The 18,138-nt window shown below is 36.1% G+C and carries 15 protein-coding genes and 4 pseudogenes; 2 read left to right on the top strand and 17 right to left on the bottom strand.

Annotation, left to right across the window (positions count from 1 at the left end; all coding sequences use genetic code 11):
• The 3 genes and pseudogenes from J7E77_RS17620 to J7E77_RS17610 all read right to left on the bottom strand — a co-directional run.
• A partial coding sequence (locus J7E77_RS17620; protein WP_214716050.1) for an IS1182 family transposase occupies window positions 1–977 on the bottom strand: 977 nt, incomplete at its 3' end.
• Window positions 978–986: 9 nt separating this feature from the next.
• A pseudogene (locus J7E77_RS17615) lies at window positions 987–1,541 on the bottom strand (patatin-like phospholipase family protein); the annotation flags it as partial.
• Window positions 1,542–1,613: 72 nt separating this feature from the next.
• Window positions 1,614–1,832 (bottom strand): annotated as a pseudogene (locus J7E77_RS17610) (alpha/beta fold hydrolase); the annotation flags it as partial.
• 391 nt (window positions 1,833–2,223) lie between these two features.
• Here J7E77_RS17610 and J7E77_RS17605 point away from each other — a divergent pair.
• Window positions 2,224–2,373 carry a hypothetical protein gene (locus J7E77_RS17605; protein ID WP_214716048.1) on the top strand — a complete coding sequence of 50 codons (150 nt, stop codon included), beginning with the start codon at window positions 2,224–2,226 and terminating at the stop codon, window positions 2,371–2,373.
• A gap of 295 nt (window positions 2,374–2,668) precedes the next feature.
• On the opposite strand, the gene ltrA is transcribed toward J7E77_RS17605, so the two are convergent.
• From ltrA to J7E77_RS30670, 14 genes and pseudogenes are all read right to left on the bottom strand, one after another.
• On the bottom strand, window positions 2,669–3,907 hold the full coding sequence (gene ltrA, locus J7E77_RS17600; RefSeq protein WP_214716046.1) for a group II intron reverse transcriptase/maturase: 1,239 nt from the start codon (window positions 3,905–3,907) through the stop codon (window positions 2,669–2,671).
• A gap of 736 nt (window positions 3,908–4,643) precedes the next feature.
• Window positions 4,644–4,859: a tyrosine-type recombinase/integrase gene (locus J7E77_RS17595; protein ID WP_374102985.1), complete on the bottom strand. Its 216-nt coding sequence runs from the start codon at window positions 4,857–4,859 to the stop codon at window positions 4,644–4,646.
• 126 nt (window positions 4,860–4,985) lie between these two features.
• Complete coding sequence (locus J7E77_RS17590) at window positions 4,986–6,176, bottom strand: MFS transporter (protein WP_214716042.1); 1,191 nt, start codon at window positions 6,174–6,176, stop codon at window positions 4,986–4,988.
• Between the two features lie 127 nt (window positions 6,177–6,303).
• Window positions 6,304–7,398: an alkene reductase gene (locus J7E77_RS17585; protein ID WP_251027046.1), complete on the bottom strand. Its 1,095-nt coding sequence runs from the start codon at window positions 7,396–7,398 to the stop codon at window positions 6,304–6,306.
• Between the two features lie 80 nt (window positions 7,399–7,478).
• The gene (locus J7E77_RS17580) at window positions 7,479–7,742 is read right to left on the bottom strand and encodes an ArsR/SmtB family transcription factor (RefSeq protein WP_168243889.1); all 264 of its coding nucleotides are present in this window, start codon (window positions 7,740–7,742) and stop codon (window positions 7,479–7,481) included.
• A gap of 660 nt (window positions 7,743–8,402) precedes the next feature.
• A complete protein-coding gene (locus J7E77_RS17575; RefSeq protein WP_214716040.1) occupies window positions 8,403–8,558 on the bottom strand; it encodes a hypothetical protein in 156 nt (51 codons plus the stop codon).
• A 132-nt stretch (window positions 8,559–8,690) separates the two neighbouring features.
• Window positions 8,691–9,203, bottom strand: a complete 513-nt coding sequence (locus J7E77_RS17570) for a hypothetical protein (RefSeq protein WP_214716039.1) — start codon at window positions 9,201–9,203, stop codon at window positions 8,691–8,693.
• A 1,236-nt stretch (window positions 9,204–10,439) separates the two neighbouring features.
• Window positions 10,440–11,195, bottom strand: a complete 756-nt coding sequence (locus tag J7E77_RS17560) for an amino acid ABC transporter ATP-binding protein (protein WP_214716038.1) — start codon at window positions 11,193–11,195, stop codon at window positions 10,440–10,442.
• A gap of 22 nt (window positions 11,196–11,217) precedes the next feature.
• A complete protein-coding gene (locus tag J7E77_RS17555; RefSeq protein WP_251027044.1) occupies window positions 11,218–11,931 on the bottom strand; it encodes an amino acid ABC transporter permease in 714 nt (237 codons plus the stop codon).
• A gap of 11 nt (window positions 11,932–11,942) precedes the next feature.
• The gene (locus tag J7E77_RS17550) at window positions 11,943–12,650 is read right to left on the bottom strand and encodes an amino acid ABC transporter permease (protein ID WP_214716037.1); all 708 of its coding nucleotides are present in this window, start codon (window positions 12,648–12,650) and stop codon (window positions 11,943–11,945) included.
• Between the two features lie 21 nt (window positions 12,651–12,671).
• Window positions 12,672–13,544 (bottom strand): transporter substrate-binding domain-containing protein, encoded by an 873-nt coding sequence (locus tag J7E77_RS17545; RefSeq protein WP_214716036.1) that lies wholly within the window; start codon window positions 13,542–13,544, stop codon window positions 12,672–12,674.
• A pseudogene (locus J7E77_RS17540) lies at window positions 13,531–14,716 on the bottom strand (acyl-CoA dehydrogenase family protein). The gene J7E77_RS17545 and the pseudogene J7E77_RS17540 overlap by 14 nt, the downstream one beginning before the upstream one ends.
• A gap of 444 nt (window positions 14,717–15,160) precedes the next feature.
• A complete protein-coding gene (locus J7E77_RS30675; protein WP_251027047.1) occupies window positions 15,161–15,337 on the bottom strand; it encodes an MMPL family transporter in 177 nt (58 codons plus the stop codon).
• A 29-nt stretch (window positions 15,338–15,366) separates the two neighbouring features.
• Window positions 15,367–15,960, bottom strand: coding sequence for an MMPL family transporter (locus tag J7E77_RS30670; RefSeq protein WP_251028099.1), 594 nt, complete (start codon window positions 15,958–15,960; stop codon window positions 15,367–15,369).
• A gap of 1,349 nt (window positions 15,961–17,309) precedes the next feature.
• Between J7E77_RS30670 and J7E77_RS17530 the strand changes: the two are divergent.
• Window positions 17,310–17,843: pseudogene (locus tag J7E77_RS17530) on the top strand (NADPH-dependent F420 reductase); the annotation flags it as partial.
• Window positions 17,844–18,138: the final 295 nt, after the last annotated feature.

Genomic DNA, 18,138 nt, shown 5'->3' with positions numbered 1-18,138 from the left:
TGCGGACAGATATAACAATCGTAGTATTCATCATAAATATACTCATGTTTTTTCATATAACCGTCCTTCGTACGCGGGCGTGTATATGGTAAAGCAGGAGTCATATCATTTTCAATTACGAATTGAGCAATAGCAGGTGTTTTGTATCCAGCATCAGCAGCAACAGCTTCAGGTTTCCCGTGTTTTTTAATGACCTTCTCAAGTAGTGGCTCGAAAATGACGCTATCATGGATATTCCCCGGGGTTACAATTGCACCCAAAACAAAACCATTTCGATCCGAAGCCGCATGAAATGAGTATGCGAACTGTTTCGTTCGCTCATCCTTTACGTAATAACCACTCTCAGGATCAGTAGTACTTTCTTTGATTTCTTTCAGTTCTTCTTTATCAAATTTATCTGGAGGAAATGGTTTCTTTCCATGGTCTTCACGGTCACCATTGATTTCATCTTGAAGACGTGATTGGTACGCTTTCGTTTCTTTACGTACCACTTTCTTCTCAAATTTACGCTTATTCGCACTCGCTTTTACATGAGTCGAATCAATAAATACGTGCTCGCCACTTACCAACTTCTTGTCTGCGGCTTCCTTCAAAATACGATAGAAAAGTTCAAATAAATCTGTATCCTTGAATCGTCGTTCGTAATTTTTCCCGAAAGTTGAGAAGTGAGGTACTTTATCATGAAATCCAAATCCTAAAAACCAACGGTAAGCTAGATTTGTATCAATCTCTTCTATAGTTTTGCGCATGGAGCGAATACCGAAGGTATATTGGATAAAAGCCATCTTAATTAATACCACAGGATCAATACTTGGACGACCACGTTCGGTAGAGTACATTTCTTGAACAAGTGAATATATAAATGAAAAATCGATAGCAGTTTCCATTTTACGAACCAAATGATTCGCAGGTACAAGCTGGTCTAAAGTAATCATTTCTAATTGGTCCCGATTTATCTGTGTATTTTTCGTTAGCATTTCATCACCTCATGAATATCTCAGTAAGTTACTAAGTAAACCACCATCTAAAATGTAGGATTTGTTACGGTCTTTTGATTTCCAAATAACCGGACGGAAGAAAAATGGCATAGAGGCACTCATCATAACGGCAGTTGAAACTTTTAAATCAGCTGGCGTCATCCTATAGCGATTCAAATCATCTGGAAAAATAAGCATTTGGCCATTCGAAACGTCAGAAGCAATAATCTTCAACTTTCCATCTGGAAAATCAGCAAATGTCTTAATGCCTTTTTCTGAAAGAATTGAATCCACCCATGTTTCCAAATAATCGTTTTTATAAATTCCAAGATGAATCATAAGTTCTAAAAAGATGCCGATAATGGGAATTTGATTCATGAACGTCTTACCTCGAAGCTTTGAAAAATCGAGTTCACTCAGACGATCTCTAATTTCATAGCTTTTGCAGCCGCTTGCCAAAAGAGCAGCTATTAATGCTCCCGCGGATGTTCCAGCCAATCTTTCCCATTCTACTTTTTCCTCTTCCATTGCTCGAATCGCTCCAATAAAAGCAATTCCCCTAGCCCCACCACCGCATGATAAGAGTTATTAATTATTAAACTGCTAGTATAGTTCACTAACAATAATTTAGAATAGATTGATTTTTAGATGATCAAGTAGCGACAGCAAATCTTCAACAGGGTTGACATCTTCTAAAGGGGACGGTGATTTCCCGGTCCCACGTCCATCAAAAGCAACGACCTTGTAGTGTTTTGCTAAAAGAGATGCGACAATTGTCCAGTTTCGTACATCAGCACCACTAGTGAGGAGAACCACAGGATGACCATTACCATTAACTTCGTATTGCAAATCCATTGACATCCCTCCACCCTTTACAATTTAATATTATTTTTCTGGCTTAACTTAAAATTTAAGAAGCACCTTTTAATTACCTTCTTTAATTCTAGAATATGGACCTTTACATAAATCGAGTAGGAGAGGGTTACTAACCCCCGACCTCTCACACCACTAATCGAATATGAATTTATTCTTATAAAGTTAAAATCTTTGTAAATATTGAAATAAATTGCTGTCGAAACTTGAATATTGGTATTCTTTGAAAAAGAAAGCGCTTTCTTATATAATTAAATCAGACGAATGTAATAAGTTTCCATCATTAGATTTAGCAAAGGCAGGCCAGTACATTAAAATTAAATTAATTACCGTACAGCAGATCCATAGAAATATTAATTAAGGGGAGAGAAAATTGAAAAAAAGTCAAATTCTGTTCAGTGAATTTGTTAAGGAAGATAGATTTGCACTTAATGAGTATCTAATAAGTTTATTTAATCAAATTAGAGAATACTTTCCAATACAATGCACATCAGAACAGCAAGAAAATGGAATAAAAAATTAGTAAAATGCTCCTTCATTAAGGAGAGAATTTATTTTTAAAACAGGCATAACGATGTTATGCCTGTTTTCTGTGTATTTAGCAAGTAAAAATGCTGTTTATGTTTATGGCTGTATGTTTTATGAATATAAAAAAGACAAAATACCTCATAAGGTATTCTAATATTATCAAGGTTATTATTCCTAAAGGGCCCGCTGGCGATTTAACTAAGAATCAAATCGAGTAGAGGGAAAATAAGTTGATTATTTTCGCCCCTCTCACACCACCGTACATACGGTTCCGTATACGGCGGTTCAATTTATATTACAGTGTGTACTTTTAGATAATGCTCTAAAGCGGAGGGAAGTCCCCTCTGCTTTAGTCTTTTGTTTGAGATTGCTCTTTGGACAACTTTTGATAGTCCAATGAACCGGTAACCTCTTCGACAGAAGGTTAATCCTTTCGCTTCTTCCTCAGGAATCCCTAATTGAATAAGCGATTTTATTTGTTTCTTTGGTACCTTCCATTGCTTCCAGATGATGACTCTAATTCTGGAGCGAAGCTTCTTATCTATCTCACTCATTGCTTTTTTCATATTCGAGATTCTAAAGTAATTAACCCACCCAAGTATGACTTGTCTCAGTTTTAAAATTCGGAAGTCTAGCGGAACACTCCAGTTTCGCTTTGTTAATTTTCGAAGCTTCCTTTGAAACTTCTGTATTGACATGGGATGGGGTTTTACTTGATACCTCTTGTTTTTAGTATCGTAATAATACCCAAATCCTAAGAATTTTAAATCTTTTGGGCGAGAGATTTTGCTCTTCTCCACATTGACTATTAATCCTAGTTTTTCTTCTATAAATCTCACGATTGATTTCATCACTCTGTTTGCTGCTGTCTCACTCTTTACAAAGATGAGAGCGTCATCAGCGTATCTCACGAACCGTAGTCCTCTTTTCTCTAGTTCCTTATCGAGTTCATTTAACATAATATTACTCAATAATGGGCTGAGGTTTCCTCCTTGCGGAGTCCCGACTGGTGTTTCTTCATATTTCCCTTTCACCATGACTCCACTGACTAAGTATTTTCTGATTAACGAGATGACATCACCATCATCTATTGTGTTGGCAATAATTCGCATGAGTTTATCGTGATGGACTGTATCGAAGAATCTTTCGAGGTCAATGTCTACCACCCAATCGTGTCCATCATTCAGAAATTCCAAGCTTTTTATAATAGCCATCTCACAACTTCTTTTTGGTCTAAAGCCGTAACTGAATTCACTGAATTGCTTTTCAAATATCGGACTGAGAACTTGATGAATGGCTTGTTGAACTACTCTATCCACTACTGTTGGTATTCCCAACTTGCGCATCTTGCCATTTTCTTTTGGGATTTCCACTCTTAAGGCAGCTTGTGGTTGGTATTTTCTTGTTCTGATGCGCTGACGTAGCTCATCCTTGTTCTCTCTCAGATATTGCTTTAGTTCTTCGACTGTTACTCCATCGACCCCACTCGCACCTTTATTTTTATAGACACGCAGGTAGGCTTCGTTCATATTTTGATTACTTAGAATCTGTTCTTAAAGTTCCACACTCGTTTCTCCTTTCCTCTCACGTAGTAAGTGATAGCTCCATTTTGGTTAGCCTTTGAGATACGCTCATACTTTCACCATTAATACATTCGGAGTACGTCACTTACGCATTCGTGGTGTTGAAACACTATAAATTGTTCAGCCCTTCATGAACTAATTTCACTACTATGGCTTCTGCTGACTTCTTGCGGCTAACCTTTTTCGACTGTACTTCCGTACATCCGCAAGACCTCCCAGGGTAAGACAACTATCTTTCCTCTTTTACTCGCCTGATTTACTCTACAAAGTTACGCACATCTTTTGGACTTTGACTTGTATTTGAGTCTCATCCCTTTATAAAGCCTTAGTATCAGATTTCTGTTCGTCGAGCCAAAATTTTATTCCACGCTTCCTCCAGCCCTTACCTCACGGTAAGTACCTTGCGCTTCCTTAGTGGTTGGTCGATGTGTACCCCCACAGTGGACTTTCACCACCTAGATAGTTGCCATGCCTGGCACACAACAAAAAGCACCCATATCATGAGCGCTTCTTCCAAATCACAATGTTTTTCATCTTTCCTTAATAATTAAGGAGCAAATTTTGTAGTTTAATACAATTATCTGACAATTAGTCAGTAGCGCAAATTAGGTGGGTAGTTGTACATAAAAGAAAAGATAATTTCGTTTAAATGCAAATCTCCAACACACTGAAAATCCGGAAATTATAAGTTTTTTAAAATGCTGCTTGCATTGTTTTTATAACGTAGACCTGCCTGAACATATCGATCAACCATTTCCCTAGTTTTATGACCTGTTTGTTTCATAATAGCTATTTCTGTCATTCCCATCATTGCTACGCTTGTTGATAATCCACTTCTTAAACTATGTGCTGCAAAGTCGTTTGCATCCATCCCAAGTTCTCCGATATATTTCTTTATAATGAGCTACGGATTTATCACTTAACCTTTCCTTGATACTTCCATGCCGATCAATTGAACGAAACAACGCTCCAGTAGTGATTTTACTTATTTGTGCAGGAGTAAGTTCATTTATTCGAAATTAGATTACGCTCTTTTATGAGCTCTAAAATTTTGATTAACTACATTTTCACGAATCAAGAAACGTGATAAGCCAAAGGTTGTAACTAGAGCAAACATAACTCCTAAAGCTCCAAACCAAGTGATCGATGATACTGATAATTGCCCAACTACTAGCCCTCCTAGACCTGCCCCAACTGCGAATCCTAATTGCATCATTGACTGATTCAGACCTAGTAAGACATCAGAAGATTCTGGATGAATTGTTGCTAAATTATATTGTTGTGTAGCCCCTGAAGACCACCCTGCAAATGACCAAATGATAAGAATCATAAAAACTGCGATTAAAGAACTTGATGCGAATGAAAGCAAGATCATCGAAATGATATTAAGTACTAATCCTCTTTTTAAGGTAGTCACTATACCCCATCTATCTGCACTGAAGCCTCCGAATTTAGATCCAAATAAGCTAGCGATTCCAAGAGCAAGTAAAGCTATACTTAAAAGGTGATCACTCATTCCAACAGTATTGATAAGATAAGGAGATAAATAAGTAAATACAACTCCATAACCTGCCATTAAGAAGAACGTTATTGATAAACCTAGTGTAATCTTAGGTTTTTTCAACATTACAATTTGTTTAGTTAAAGGAATGGGTTCATCCCCCATTATTCGTGGGATTGAATGTAAAATGATAAATATTGCAATAAACACTAATAGAGCAACACCAAGAAAGACAAATTTCCACCCATAAGCAGATGTAATAAATCTACCAATAGGTACACCTATTATTAACGAAGTTGTAAATCCCATAACAACAGTTGCAATTGAACTCGCTTTTTTATCTGCAGGTGCAATTTTTGCTGCTAAACTTAAAACAGTAACAACTGCTACCCCTGTACTTAAAGCCATAATAATTCGAGCAATCATAAACAAGCCATAACCAGGCATGATTACTGAGAGTATATTCCCTAGTATAAAGAAACTCAAAGAATAAATAAGTAACCTACGTCTTTCCATTTTAGCCAATAATGCCATTAGAATAGGTGTACCTATGGCATAAGCTAGCGAATAAACGGTAATAAGCTGACCAGCAGCTTCAATAGAAATGCTTAAAGCATCTGCCATTTTATCTAAAATACCTGTAATGATATATTGGGATGTACCGACTAAAAAACTAATCATTGCTAAAATATAAATCTTCCCGTTATTTGACATGTATAATTTCCCTCTCCATTTTTTTACATTAATTTAATATTTCTATAAATACAGAAATACCAAATTGATAAAAAGAAGCTCAATCAAAAGCTTCCTTTATTTTTCCATTTTCATATGGATTCACTATTTATACTAAAATATTTAGATGTTTCTTTGCATCGTATTCTTCTAATTCTTCACCATTTTTCAAACGATGAAGAAAGTTCGGATTTGAAATTAATGGACGTCCAAATGCTGCAACGTCAATTGTCCCTTCTTCTAAAGCTTGTTCAGCCATTTCTGGATCTAGACTGCCAACCCCAACAATCACTCCATCCCAATATTTGCGTACTAATTGATGCATTGTTTTTCCATCAGCAAGTACTCTATTAAATTGCATGATTGATGGATGTAGTAAAGTAGCGCCAACTTCATTAAATGCTTCAACAAATGTACGAATGACCGTTTTTGGATCTTCCCACATATAGTTTGGAACATCAGCTTTATGAGCAGAAAATCGAATCATCGTTCTCTCAGTACCAATGGCATCTATAACTGCTCTTATTACTTCTTTCATGAATGTTAATCTTAGTGCTAGAATACCTCCATATTGATCAGTGCGATGATTCGTTATGTCTGAATTAAATTGATCGATTAAATATCCGTGTGCAGCATGAATTTCTACCCCATCAAATCCAGCTTCGATTGCATTTTTTGCCGCCTGCGCATATTGACTTACAACTTCCCTTATATCCGCAATTGTCATCTCTTCAGGGATATCATATGGCTTACGAAAACGAGATACTAATCCTTCAGCAGGAATGGCCGATGGGGCTTGCGGTGGCAAGTTTCCTGCAAGTTCATGATGTGATAAGCGTCCTACATGCCAAATTTGTGCAATTATCGTACCGCCTTCTTTATGCACAGCATCCGTTACTTTTTTCCACCCTTTAATTTGTTCCTCGGAATAAATTCCAGGAATTCCAGGATAGCCTTTTCCTCTAGGACTAATTACTGTTCCTTCTGAAATAATTAATCCGATTCCGTCAGCAGCACGTTTTCGATAATATTCCACCACATCATCTCCAACTACGCCAGTTTGATCATCAGCAAAACATCTTGTTAAAGGAGCCATCGCCGTACGAGAGCGTAAATTCCATGCTCCCATTTTTATAGGTTCAAAAAGTTTACTTTCTAAACCATTTTTCAGATTCCCATTATGATCTTTGCTTAGTTGACTCATATGATTTTCCCCCATTCAATTCTATTATTCTGTATTTCTATAAATACTGAAATAAAGATTAAAAATATTCCGCTTTCTGTTTAAAGTAAAGCGGGAGCGTATTGTTCAAGGACTTCTCGTTGTAAACTATAATATCGGAAGGTACCCTCTTTGCGAACGGAAAGCAATCCGCAATCGAGTAATGGTTTTAAATGATGTGTCAAAGTTGAATTGGCCGACACTTTTATTTGATTTTTCATTTCATGGCAAGCTAATTCCGGTTGTTTTGCTAAAACTTTAACAATTTGTAAACGTGTTGTTTCACCCAGTGCCTTATAGACTTTTACTGCAATATCATCATTCACCAAGGATGACCCCCTTCCAATAAATATAAATACTTATTTCAGTATTTATAGAAATATTGTATTTAAATAAAAATCCCATGTCAAGAAAAAGAATTTTTTTGGTTGACCACTTAAAATTCTTGAATTAGTGCCCCTTTGTTTTATGTATATATTTGAGTAAACATTTAATGAACCCCTCATCCAACCGGAAAGTTCCCTACAAAGGATACTTAACGAGTGAAGGTGTTGGTTACTTTTTTTCCTTGAAAGGTAGATTTATCATTTTAAAGACTTAGAATGAATTACATCTTTTTTTGAAATTAGGTTACATCAAACAAATTGATAATAATGCTAATGTTAATATTAAAATTAATTTATTAATTACTAAAAGGCCCCTCAGGAAATGAAGGGCTGTTAATTATTATTCTAGATTAGTTGACCTTCTTTTCACCATTCCGCTTTTTTCTAATTCCGTACCACCCTACACCGTTAACAACAAGAAGCCGAAAAATGCTTCTCTTCTTAATCAAAAACTAAAACCAAAATCAAATTGGGTATGGAGCATTGACAGTTTCGTTCATATCAGTACATTTCTTCACAAACTTGCTCATAATTATATGAAAGGATGAAGCCATTTTGACTTCATCCTCATTATAACTGTCAAACATTCAACATACCATCTTAAGGCTGAACATTTATCGTAATCGTCGGTATCGGGTTTTCAAAAGGTAGAGAAACGACTTTATCATCCGTAATCAACAAAAAGTGTACTTCTCCACCTTGATCAAACGTATAAGAGTTTCCTTTCCACAGACGGTCAGAATTCGATGTATTCAAGGGAGCACCATTATTCCATGCATCCGAATAAATGCCGATAATTCCCGTTCGAAGGCAGCTCTGTGCCCCTTTAGTGGTAGGATATAAATATTATTTGTATATTGTAAAAAAGAACAGCGAAAATCCGCTGTTCTACTTAAACAAATTAAATGCCATTTTTGTGTTGGATTCAAATAAATCCGTAAATCCTTTTTGTGCAGTTTTAAATTGATTTAAAGCCTCATCACGAATCTTTTTTTGCTGTTCGAAATGATTTTTATATGTTTGTTGGAACTGCTCTTGTGACTGATTTAATAAATTTAAACTTTCTTTGTATGGAGTAGAGGTTAACTGTTGAACACGGTTATTTATTTCATCTAGTTGAGCATTCCACTTTTCGAAAGTTTGGCTTGCTTGTTCACCGGAAACTGTTTCAACATTTTTATTTACATAATCGCGAACTTCTTCAATTAATTTTTTCTGTTGTTCCTGGATAAAGTCCATGCCGCCTGCAATTTTCTCCAATGATTCTTTTTGTGTTGTAAATGCTTGAAGCAAAAGATTTTCTATTTCTTCCTGAGAAGCGGTCACCTTGTCCAAACTGTTTGTCCAAATGTTTAATAGGGATTCACCAAAATTAGTAATGAACTCATTGTTTAATTCCATGATAAAAAACCTCCTAATTAATATATAACCATATATGTAAATTACACCTATATGATAAGCTTGTCAAATAAATATTATTTAAAGTATTTCTTTTTTATTCATTTTGGCAGACTAGATATCCTTGTTAATTATGCAGGGATTACAAGAGACAGGGCCAGTTCCCTACGGCTATTATAGTTTATGACCACAGTAGAAGAGATTACCACTGCTGCCAATAACAAAGAAGCGACAAAGATCACCGCGGCTGTCCCAACTATTCGATTGCCATTACGGTTTTAAAAAAAGGAATGATGGGTGCAATCATGAAAAATAATAAATACTCTTACCAAAAAAACAGCAGCCAACACTTTTGGAACTAATGCCAACCAATAAGAAACAGACAGGTTTATAAAGGCAATGTACCATAATGTAATAAAGGGCTTTTCGATTACGAAAGTGCATAATGCCAACAACTCAGTATGTTATTTTTTATAATGTAAAATAAAAGCCGATTTTTTTGGCATTTCAAATATAATGAACCATATTCAGATTTTGAATATGATATTTCTTTAAGAGAATCCTATGTATAGTCGGATAATATAAAAAAAGAGGTTAATCACATGAGTGAAAAAGGTTTTGAGAATTATAGTTTCAGCACGGAAATAAAAAGAGCACTTACTGGCAAAATACAAAACTCCCACAGATGTTCAGAACTAAGTTATACCACTATTTTAAGGCTAGTCTCTACCTTTAAAGAAAACAAAAATAAATTTAAGCATTTTCTCTAAAGGGATCAAATGGTTTTTTCTAGGTTCATTATATAGTTTACATTTCATTAAATAATAATTTAAAAACAATGAGGATATTGAAAATAAAAATAAGGATAATTAATACAATATCAAACATAACAAGAATATCATATACATATATGTTGATGAAATCATATTAAACAATGTTATTGTTGAAATAGCTTTACCAGATGGCATTCTGTGCCCACTATAATTTACAGCGCTTAAATATAGATGATTAATAATCTATTAGATTCTTTTATCCCAATGGATTAACCAGAACCATGCATCTAATTTGTTTTTTTCTAATCCACGTTTACATGAAAGTTAATTTTAACCAATAAATATAATTATAACTAAATCATTAAACATTAATCTTTTTATACCAAATCAGATTAAAGTATTAGTTACAAGACATTGTGATGGGAGCAATGAAGAAAAACCTCCATTTCTAGAGGTTTCTCATTCATTAAATATTATAAATAAAATCCTCAGGTATGACCCGTCTTAAGAAATGCTGCGTTCTTTCTTCTTTTGGTCTTGAGAAAATTTCCTTTGGAGAATTCTCTTCTACGATCACACCGCCATCCATAAAGATGACTCGGTTGGCTACATCCTTTGCAAAAGACATTTCATGCGTCACCACTAACATGGTTGTGCCTTCTTTTGCAATATTTTTCATGACGGTTAAGACTTCACCGACTAATTCTGGATCCAGTGCAGACGTTGGTTCATCAAATAAAATAATATCTGGATTTAACGCAATCGCTCTTGCAATGCCAACCCGCTGCTGCTGCCCGCCAGACAGTTCACTAGGGTAGGAATTCAATTTATCTGCCAATCCGACCTTCGCCAAGGCCCGTTGCCCCAGCTCATTGGCTTCTGCTTTCGGAACCTTTCTTCCAATGATAAGACCTTCTGTCACATTCTCTAATACTGTTTTATTCGTAAACAGATTATAATTCTGAAACACAAAAGCAATCTTTTGCCTGATTTGATGTATTTGTTTTTTGTTTGCTGATTTAAGGTTTACATGAATATCCCCAAAAATGGCTTGCCCCTGATCGGCTCGTTCAAGAAAGTTAATGCACCGAAGCAATGTGGTCTTACCAGAGCCACTCGGGCCAAGAATGACAACCACATCACCCCTATCAATCTGTAAATCTACTCCTTTTAAAATCTCATTCTTACCAAAGGACTTGTGGATATTTTTAATCTCTAACATGACTTTGCCTCCAATCATGATCTTAGGCAGCGGCTGCTTTATACTTTCTTAACCGTTTTTCATACAGCTTAAATAAGGTTTCCACTAAGCTGCATAAAATGAGATAGACAAGAAAGATATCGATGTACGCTTCAATAAAATTGTAGCCAACATTGGCTGCCACTTGAGCTTTTAACGTAATCTCTCTCAATGACAAAGCATAACCCAAAGAGGTAGCTTTAATGAGATTGACCGTTGCTGTACAAATATTGGGCAATGCCACCACTAATATTTGTGGAATGAGTATTCTTCTAAACGCTTGCACATTGTTCAACCCAACGGAATATGCTGCTTCCAGCTGCCCCTTACTGACCGTGCTAATAGCAGAACGAAATACTTCTATTAAAATAGCCGTTGTATTCAACGAGAAAACAATAAATGCGTACCAAATCGGATTGATATCGTAGATACTCGTTTTAACATGATACTTCTCGAATATGGGAGCCAATAGTAGAGGAACACTTGTAAAAATAATAAAAATTTGAACAATGACAGGAGTCCCTCTCACAAACGAAACATAGACTCGTGCCAACTGGCTTATCACTGGAATTCGATTAATCCGCGATAAGGCGAGCAAAAATCCTGAAGGCAGAGCAATGAGTAAGGAGACAATCGTAATGAGTAAGGCTATAGGCACTCCAGATAATGCAACAAAAAAGGTTTTTACTAAAAATGGAACATCCAATCCGACCGACATGCTGTCACCCCCTATGTTGTTTTTATAACCAGTTTACCTTTACTAAAAATCTCTTCTAACTTTGAAAAGAACTGTTCAATCAAAATGGATAAAACCCAGTATATAAGAGATAAGGCAAGATAAATTTCTAACGAATGAGAATTATAGTTATTTGAAATAATAAGGCTTGCTTTTCCCATAATATCAACCAAACCAATGGTATACGCTAATGATCCTTCTTTCATTAATTCAAGGAGGCTGTTGCCGAAATTGGGCAATGCGACAACAAATGCTTGCGGCAACACAATTCTCCGAAATGCCTGGGCAGGACTAAGCCCGACACTAACCGCTGCCTCATATTGCCCCCGGTCGATCGCTTCATAGGCCGTTCTCATCACCTCAGACATGATGGCCCCAAATTGTAGCGAAAAGGTAATCACAACATAAATCGAAGTGTGAAGATGATTCAGGTCTGTACCAAAGTTACTGGCTATTGCCGGAAGCCCGTAATACACTAAAAATAAAAGAACAATAGAGGGGGTACACCTTAAAATAGTGGTATACCCATTGGCGATTTTTCTGGCAGCCGTACTCGTTCCGAGTTTCATTACGGCTAAGATAAATCCTAAAATCGTACCGAACAAAACCGATAGACTTGCAACCATAAAGGTTACGTTTAAAAACGAAAGAAGTTGTGGCAATGCTCCCCAAATGTAGGTACTATCAAAATACGTTTGCATATTCCACCTCTTTTTAGATGTTTACCTTTTCACAGTATCCAATAGTTTAAATAAATCAGTATTATAGAACTTAACCATCAGTTTGTTTGTCTTCTTTTCCTCTTTTATTTTCTTGATGGCTTGATCATAGGCATCTGCAAATTCTTGTTCTTTTTTGTTGAATAATGGCCACGTTTTGACAACCGCAAACTCATTATAAACAAGGTCATTTGCTAAATTATGATAAGGACCATCCTTTGCAAGAACTTGCTTTTCATACGTTGCTCCCAAATAAATGCCTCCATCTACACGTCCTTCATTTACCCATTGAACGACATCCACCGAGAATGCATCTCCGGCTTCCAGTTTAACTTTATTGTCTGGATTGGCTTGGTTATATTCATCCACAATGGTATATTGAGCATTACTTGCCGCAATAGGTGCTAACGAAAGCTTAGCTTTAGCAAAGTCTGATAAGTCTTTTATATTTTCGTTTTTCTTTTTTAACAAAATGCCAACGCCGCTGAGTCCGAGGAATTCTTTCGGAAAAATATAACTCTTCGTTCTTTCCTCTGTGAACCAGGCATTTTTTACCCCTACTTGATATTTGCCTTGTTGCACCCCTACCAATAAGTCTTCACTGGATGTTGGCACATATTCGAATTCATATTCTGGCAATGCCTTATCCACTAATTTCATGACTTCAATTTCATATCCGGTTGGTTTGCCCTTTTCATCTAGGTATCCGATTGGTTTACCGCCTTGATCAAACGCTACTTTTACTTTTCTGACTTCTTTCTTAGCAGCTCCCGCATCCGATTTTGCCCCAGTTGTTACCGTTGAGCCGCAGCCTGCGATGAAGGTTACTAAAGCGATTCCTGTAGCGGCGATTTTAAAAAACTTATTCATTTTCATTGTCTTTTCCTCCCTTAGATTCATATTGTTGAATAGCTGTTTGAGCTAATTTTAAAATAGTTAGATCATCCATTGGCGGATTATGCAGGCCTGCCCGGACATCTCGGTAATAACGCTGCAGTGGATTGGTCAGCTGTAAGCTTTTTGCTCCTACTAATCGCATAGCTTTGTCGACCACGGTAATCGCGGAGTTGGTCACAATATGTTTGGCTACAAATGCTTCATTTGTGATATCCCGTTGACGATCCTCATCAATGTAAGCCTCTGCCGTACCATATAGGGCAAATCTTGCTTTGCATAATTCCAAGTCCATCTCGCCTAATAACGCCTGCACGTTCGGCAGCTGACCGATTGGACCCTTAATACTATTGGGCGAATGGGTATTGGCAAATTCGAGTGCATAGTCCCTGGCCGCCTGCGCGATCCCTAAATAGGTGGCAGGAATCAGCAGACCCCAGCCATTCAGTTTAAACCCCGTATGATAACTGGGAATTTCGACTAAGTCCGACTCATCCACTACCACGTTTTCTAATACTAGATCATGGCTGCCGGTACCACGCATCGCGATCACATTCCAATTTTCCTCGATGGTTAGTCCTTCCGCTTCTTTTGGAATCAGCAAAAAGCCTACCGTTCCTTTTTCTTCGATCCAAGCAGAAGTTAAAAAATAATCCAGTTCCGGTGAGCAGGTTGTATAGCTCTTCCGCCCATTAATCACCCATTTGCCAGCTACCCGCTTAGCACTTGTTCCAGGCCGGCCCCCGCGAATGGGACTGCCTGTAGCCATTAAGCTTACTGCTCGGTTAATGATGGCCCCATTGTTCACTTCTTCAGCAAAAAAGGCTAACTTTTCTGGATCCCAATACCGATTTTCAAATAATTCTCCAACGGTCATTAATGTCCATCCAATCGATAACGCGGTGCTGCCAACATAGCTTCCCAGTTTTTCTTGTAAGAGAATGGTATCATATAGAGAAAATCCTCCCCCGCCAAATTCCTCTGGTAAGGTCAATTTTGGTATAACCGATTTTTCTTAACGCCTGGATATTCTCTCTAGGGAAGCTGCCCTCCTTGTCGATTTGCGAGGCTTGTGCTTTAAAGTCCGCTTCTAATGGGTACAGCCGTTCAAGCCACTTACGCTGCTTGCTATTTTTTACAAATAAGTCCTGCATGCTCTTTGCTCCCTCCTAACACTTAATAAAAAAGACTGCTCCCATTTAGAATGGAAGCAGCCTTCAGTTGACTGATAAGCTAAGCTCATAAGTTTATATACATTTTTGGAATATTATGTATCTATTACATTATAATAAGTACATTAATCCAATGTGTCAACTAGGAATTTAAATTTGAATTTGTATTTCCATTAACTAATATACATACTCCAGATTCATATGAATCATCAAGAAGATCTGCACCGTAAAGAGATTTTAAAAATTGTTTTCTATTGGTTGCTGGTATTTGTTTTAAGGAAAATTCACCAAATGAGCCTAAATGACTTGGCAATTAAATTTGATGTTGATAGAAAAACTATTTCTAGAGAAAAAAGTAGACTTAAGGGGTAACGCCCTAAATAGACGAGAATTACGCTTGGGTAAGCAACAAACATAGTAATAATATTACTTATCGTGTGGTTTGGTAAATATTTGTTGGTTCATACTCCCATAAAGGAGGACACCGAATGTTAGAGCTAATCCCATGGATTTAATAATTGGTTCTGACCCAAGCATAAATCCTGAGAATACCGCAATCATAATCAAGCCTGCTGCTGTTACCACGCCACCGCTATCCTTCATCCCAGACAAATTGGCTTTTCTACTATCACCTATATGAGAAAATTCTCGCGCATACGACTGACAAGGAAAACCTCATAATCCATTGCTAATCCTAATAATATTCCGACCACAATGATTGGCAAAAAGTTTAATATAGGCCCTTCGGCAGGAAAACCAAATAAATGGATTAAGTGGCCATCCTGGATCACAAACTCCACAAATCCAAGTGTGGCAGCTAATGAAATGAGAAATCCAAGAACTGCTTTTAATGGAATAAGAATAGACCTAAATACAAGCATTAGTGGAATAAAAGCAAACCCAACAATAAGTGAACAAAACAAAGGTAAAGCATTGCTCAATTTCTGCAAAATGTCTATGTTAACTGCAGTGGAACCAGTTACGTACAACTTGATATTATTTTCTTTCTGAACATTTTTCGTATTTTCTCTAATAGCATTCACGAGTTCCTTCGTTTTTAAATCATTAGGTCCTGTTTTAGGATTAAGTGATATCATATAAACTTTGCCAGAAGGACTTGGGAAGGCTGGATTTACACTTTTAACATTGGCTAAATGGCTTAACTTTGCTCTGATATCCTCTATCGCTTTATTAATTTGTTGATCGTAAATTATTTGAAAATTCAATTAATTGTTTGTATATTAATATTTATATAATTATTTAAAACGTTCAAATACTTACTATAGATGTACTTCTCTTGCTTTTTAACTCTTTAATGGGGAACTAAAATATAAAACAAATATATATTTAATAACAATTTATTTATGGTTAATATTTTCGTAGATAACCTATAATATAAAGTATTAAAATTATTATATGTCATCATATATGTTTAAATATATTTAAATATTATTATTGACATATAATGATAAATGGCAAAAACCTTAACCCTAGACTCTATTCATTTTGAGTAAAACCAGTGATCATCAAGAGTTCTTACAAATATAAACTCTCTCGAATATTCCTTTCCGAGACTTTCAGTTTCTGCAGATCCCTTTTAAAGAGTTTGAGCTTTATTATTTATACAAAAAGTTGTAGACTTACCTATTTACATTATCTTTCTAAAACCTACCTTTTATTGCCTAGAGTTCTAAACTCTTACGCGTTAGTGGAATAAGCAAAAACCCAACAATTCTGTGACACAGGTCTCAAGCAGTTTTGAAGTTTGCTGGCATCTGTTCTTTTAAGTTCCTTGATGTACCCTCAAGTATTGATAAATTGCTTTCTAGTGTTTTTCAATTGGGAGACAATTCCTGTTATAAAAATTAACCAGCTTTCAAAAATTACTGCTCCACAGCAGCCCTATGTATTTGATGCTGGCATTAAAATTGAATAGCCCTTTATTTATTAATGAAAAAAATGATTACTCCATCAAATTAAAAACAAGATTAAAGGCATTTATTTTTATCTACTCATAAAATATTCACATTTATGTAGTAGAATCATTTTTGGGTAAACGAACCAGTACCTAATACAGAGAAATCCAGCCGTAATTGTGCTGGATTTTCTATTTATAATTGGGGTTTTGCCTTAGACCCCTTGCACAACAACAGTTTTGATTTTATTTCAATAACTATTTTCCAAAATAATTGATTTATATAGTCTGAACATTATATGTTGTTTACTATTCCTTAAAAGTTGAGTAAGCTACTTGGTTGAAGTGGGACATCCATCTATCAAAAATCTTTTTTATTGAAAATTCTTTTGAACTGTTAACATTTTCGTCACAAAGATTGTTTAATATATTTTAATGGGAAACATATCTACCCCATATGGAAAATCAAAACATATCAAATTAGTGATAACTGAGGGAGTGGAACAAGAAACAAGGGCTGCAGCAGCAACCCTTGTTCTAATCAAGCATCCGTTAGTTCTACGAAAAATAAATCCATAAAGCGAATGCACCGATTCATACTGGAATAAGTGATAATAAAAGAAGAATTATTTTAGCTAAGATGTAAGATTTACTTGCTATTTGCCAAGCATTAGGAACATTATCGAGCAAGTTGGGGAGGAAGTAATTGTTGTAGATACTTCAAATTATTATCCTTTTAGAGATGATAAAATTGAAGAAATTGATAACGGGATGGTTGAAAGTGTTTGGGTTTCAAATCAATTAGGTAGACCTGTCATCAAAGCCTTCAACAACTTAACAGCCTATACTTTAGAAAATGAAGGAACCCCCGAAGGTACTAGTGAACGCATTGCCATAGCGATTGCTGGTAATGACGTATCACAAAAACAAATAATTATGGATGTAGTAAACCAGCTAGGCTTTGACACAGTAGATGGTGGTTCTTTAAGTGATTCGTGGAGACAACAGCCAGGAACTCCTGCATACTGCACAGAACTAACAAAAGAAGAACTAACAAAAGCATTGAAAAAAGCAAATAAAGAAAAAGCCCCATTCCTACGAGATAAGGTAATAGAGAAGTTTTTAGCTTCTAACCTCAAACCCCTCTCAAATAAAGATATTGTGAATATGAACAGAGAAATATATAATTCATAATACAAAAAGGTGCACTCATTAGAGTGCACCTTTTTGTATATCCATATATCCCCATAAAGTTATGAAGAAATATGTGTGCCACTGTCCTTTTGCCGCCAAACAATCCTGAATATTAGTAATTCTGAGAGCTTTCAAAAGTCCTTCCAATCAGGGCTCAATTTTTTTCAAAAACAGAATCTAAGTATAATTGGATTTAAATCCCTCTTCCACTAACCTGCCCGTTTGTTGAAGAAGAAAAAGAGATGCCGTAGCACCTCCCGTTCTTAAACATAAGCACCCGTTAGCTTAAGAAGGA

The organism is Bacillus sp. ISL-77 (genome assembly GCF_018613105.1).
This window is presented reverse-complemented; position numbering and strand designations above follow the sequence as displayed.

Coding starts and splice junctions, on each gene's coding strand:
- J7E77_RS17545 (WP_214716036.1), bottom strand. CDS start 13,544: ATGAAAATGAATAAGTTTTTTAAAATCGCCGCTACAGGAATCGCTTTA.
- J7E77_RS17550 (WP_214716037.1), bottom strand. CDS start 12,650: ATGCAAACGTATTTTGATAGTACCTACATTTGGGGAGCATTGCCACAA.
- J7E77_RS17555 (WP_251027044.1), bottom strand. CDS start 11,931: ATGTCGGTCGGATTGGATGTTCCATTTTTAGTAAAAACCTTTTTTGTT.
- J7E77_RS17570 (WP_214716039.1), bottom strand. CDS start 9,203: ATGGAATTAAACAATGAGTTCATTACTAATTTTGGTGAATCCCTATTA.
- J7E77_RS17590 (WP_214716042.1), bottom strand. CDS start 6,176: ATGTCAAATAACGGGAAGATTTATATTTTAGCAATGATTAGTTTTTTA.
- J7E77_RS17560 (WP_214716038.1), bottom strand. CDS start 11,195: ATGTTAGAGATTAAAAATATCCACAAGTCCTTTGGTAAGAATGAGATT.
- J7E77_RS17585 (WP_251027046.1), bottom strand. CDS start 7,398: ATGAGTCAACTAAGCAAAGATCATAATGGGAATCTGAAAAATGGTTTA.
- ltrA (WP_214716046.1), bottom strand. CDS start 3,907: ATGAACGAAGCCTACCTGCGTGTCTATAAAAATAAAGGTGCGAGTGGG.
- J7E77_RS30675 (WP_251027047.1), bottom strand. CDS start 15,337: ATGAAGGATAGCGGTGGCGTGGTAACAGCAGCAGGCTTGATTATGATT.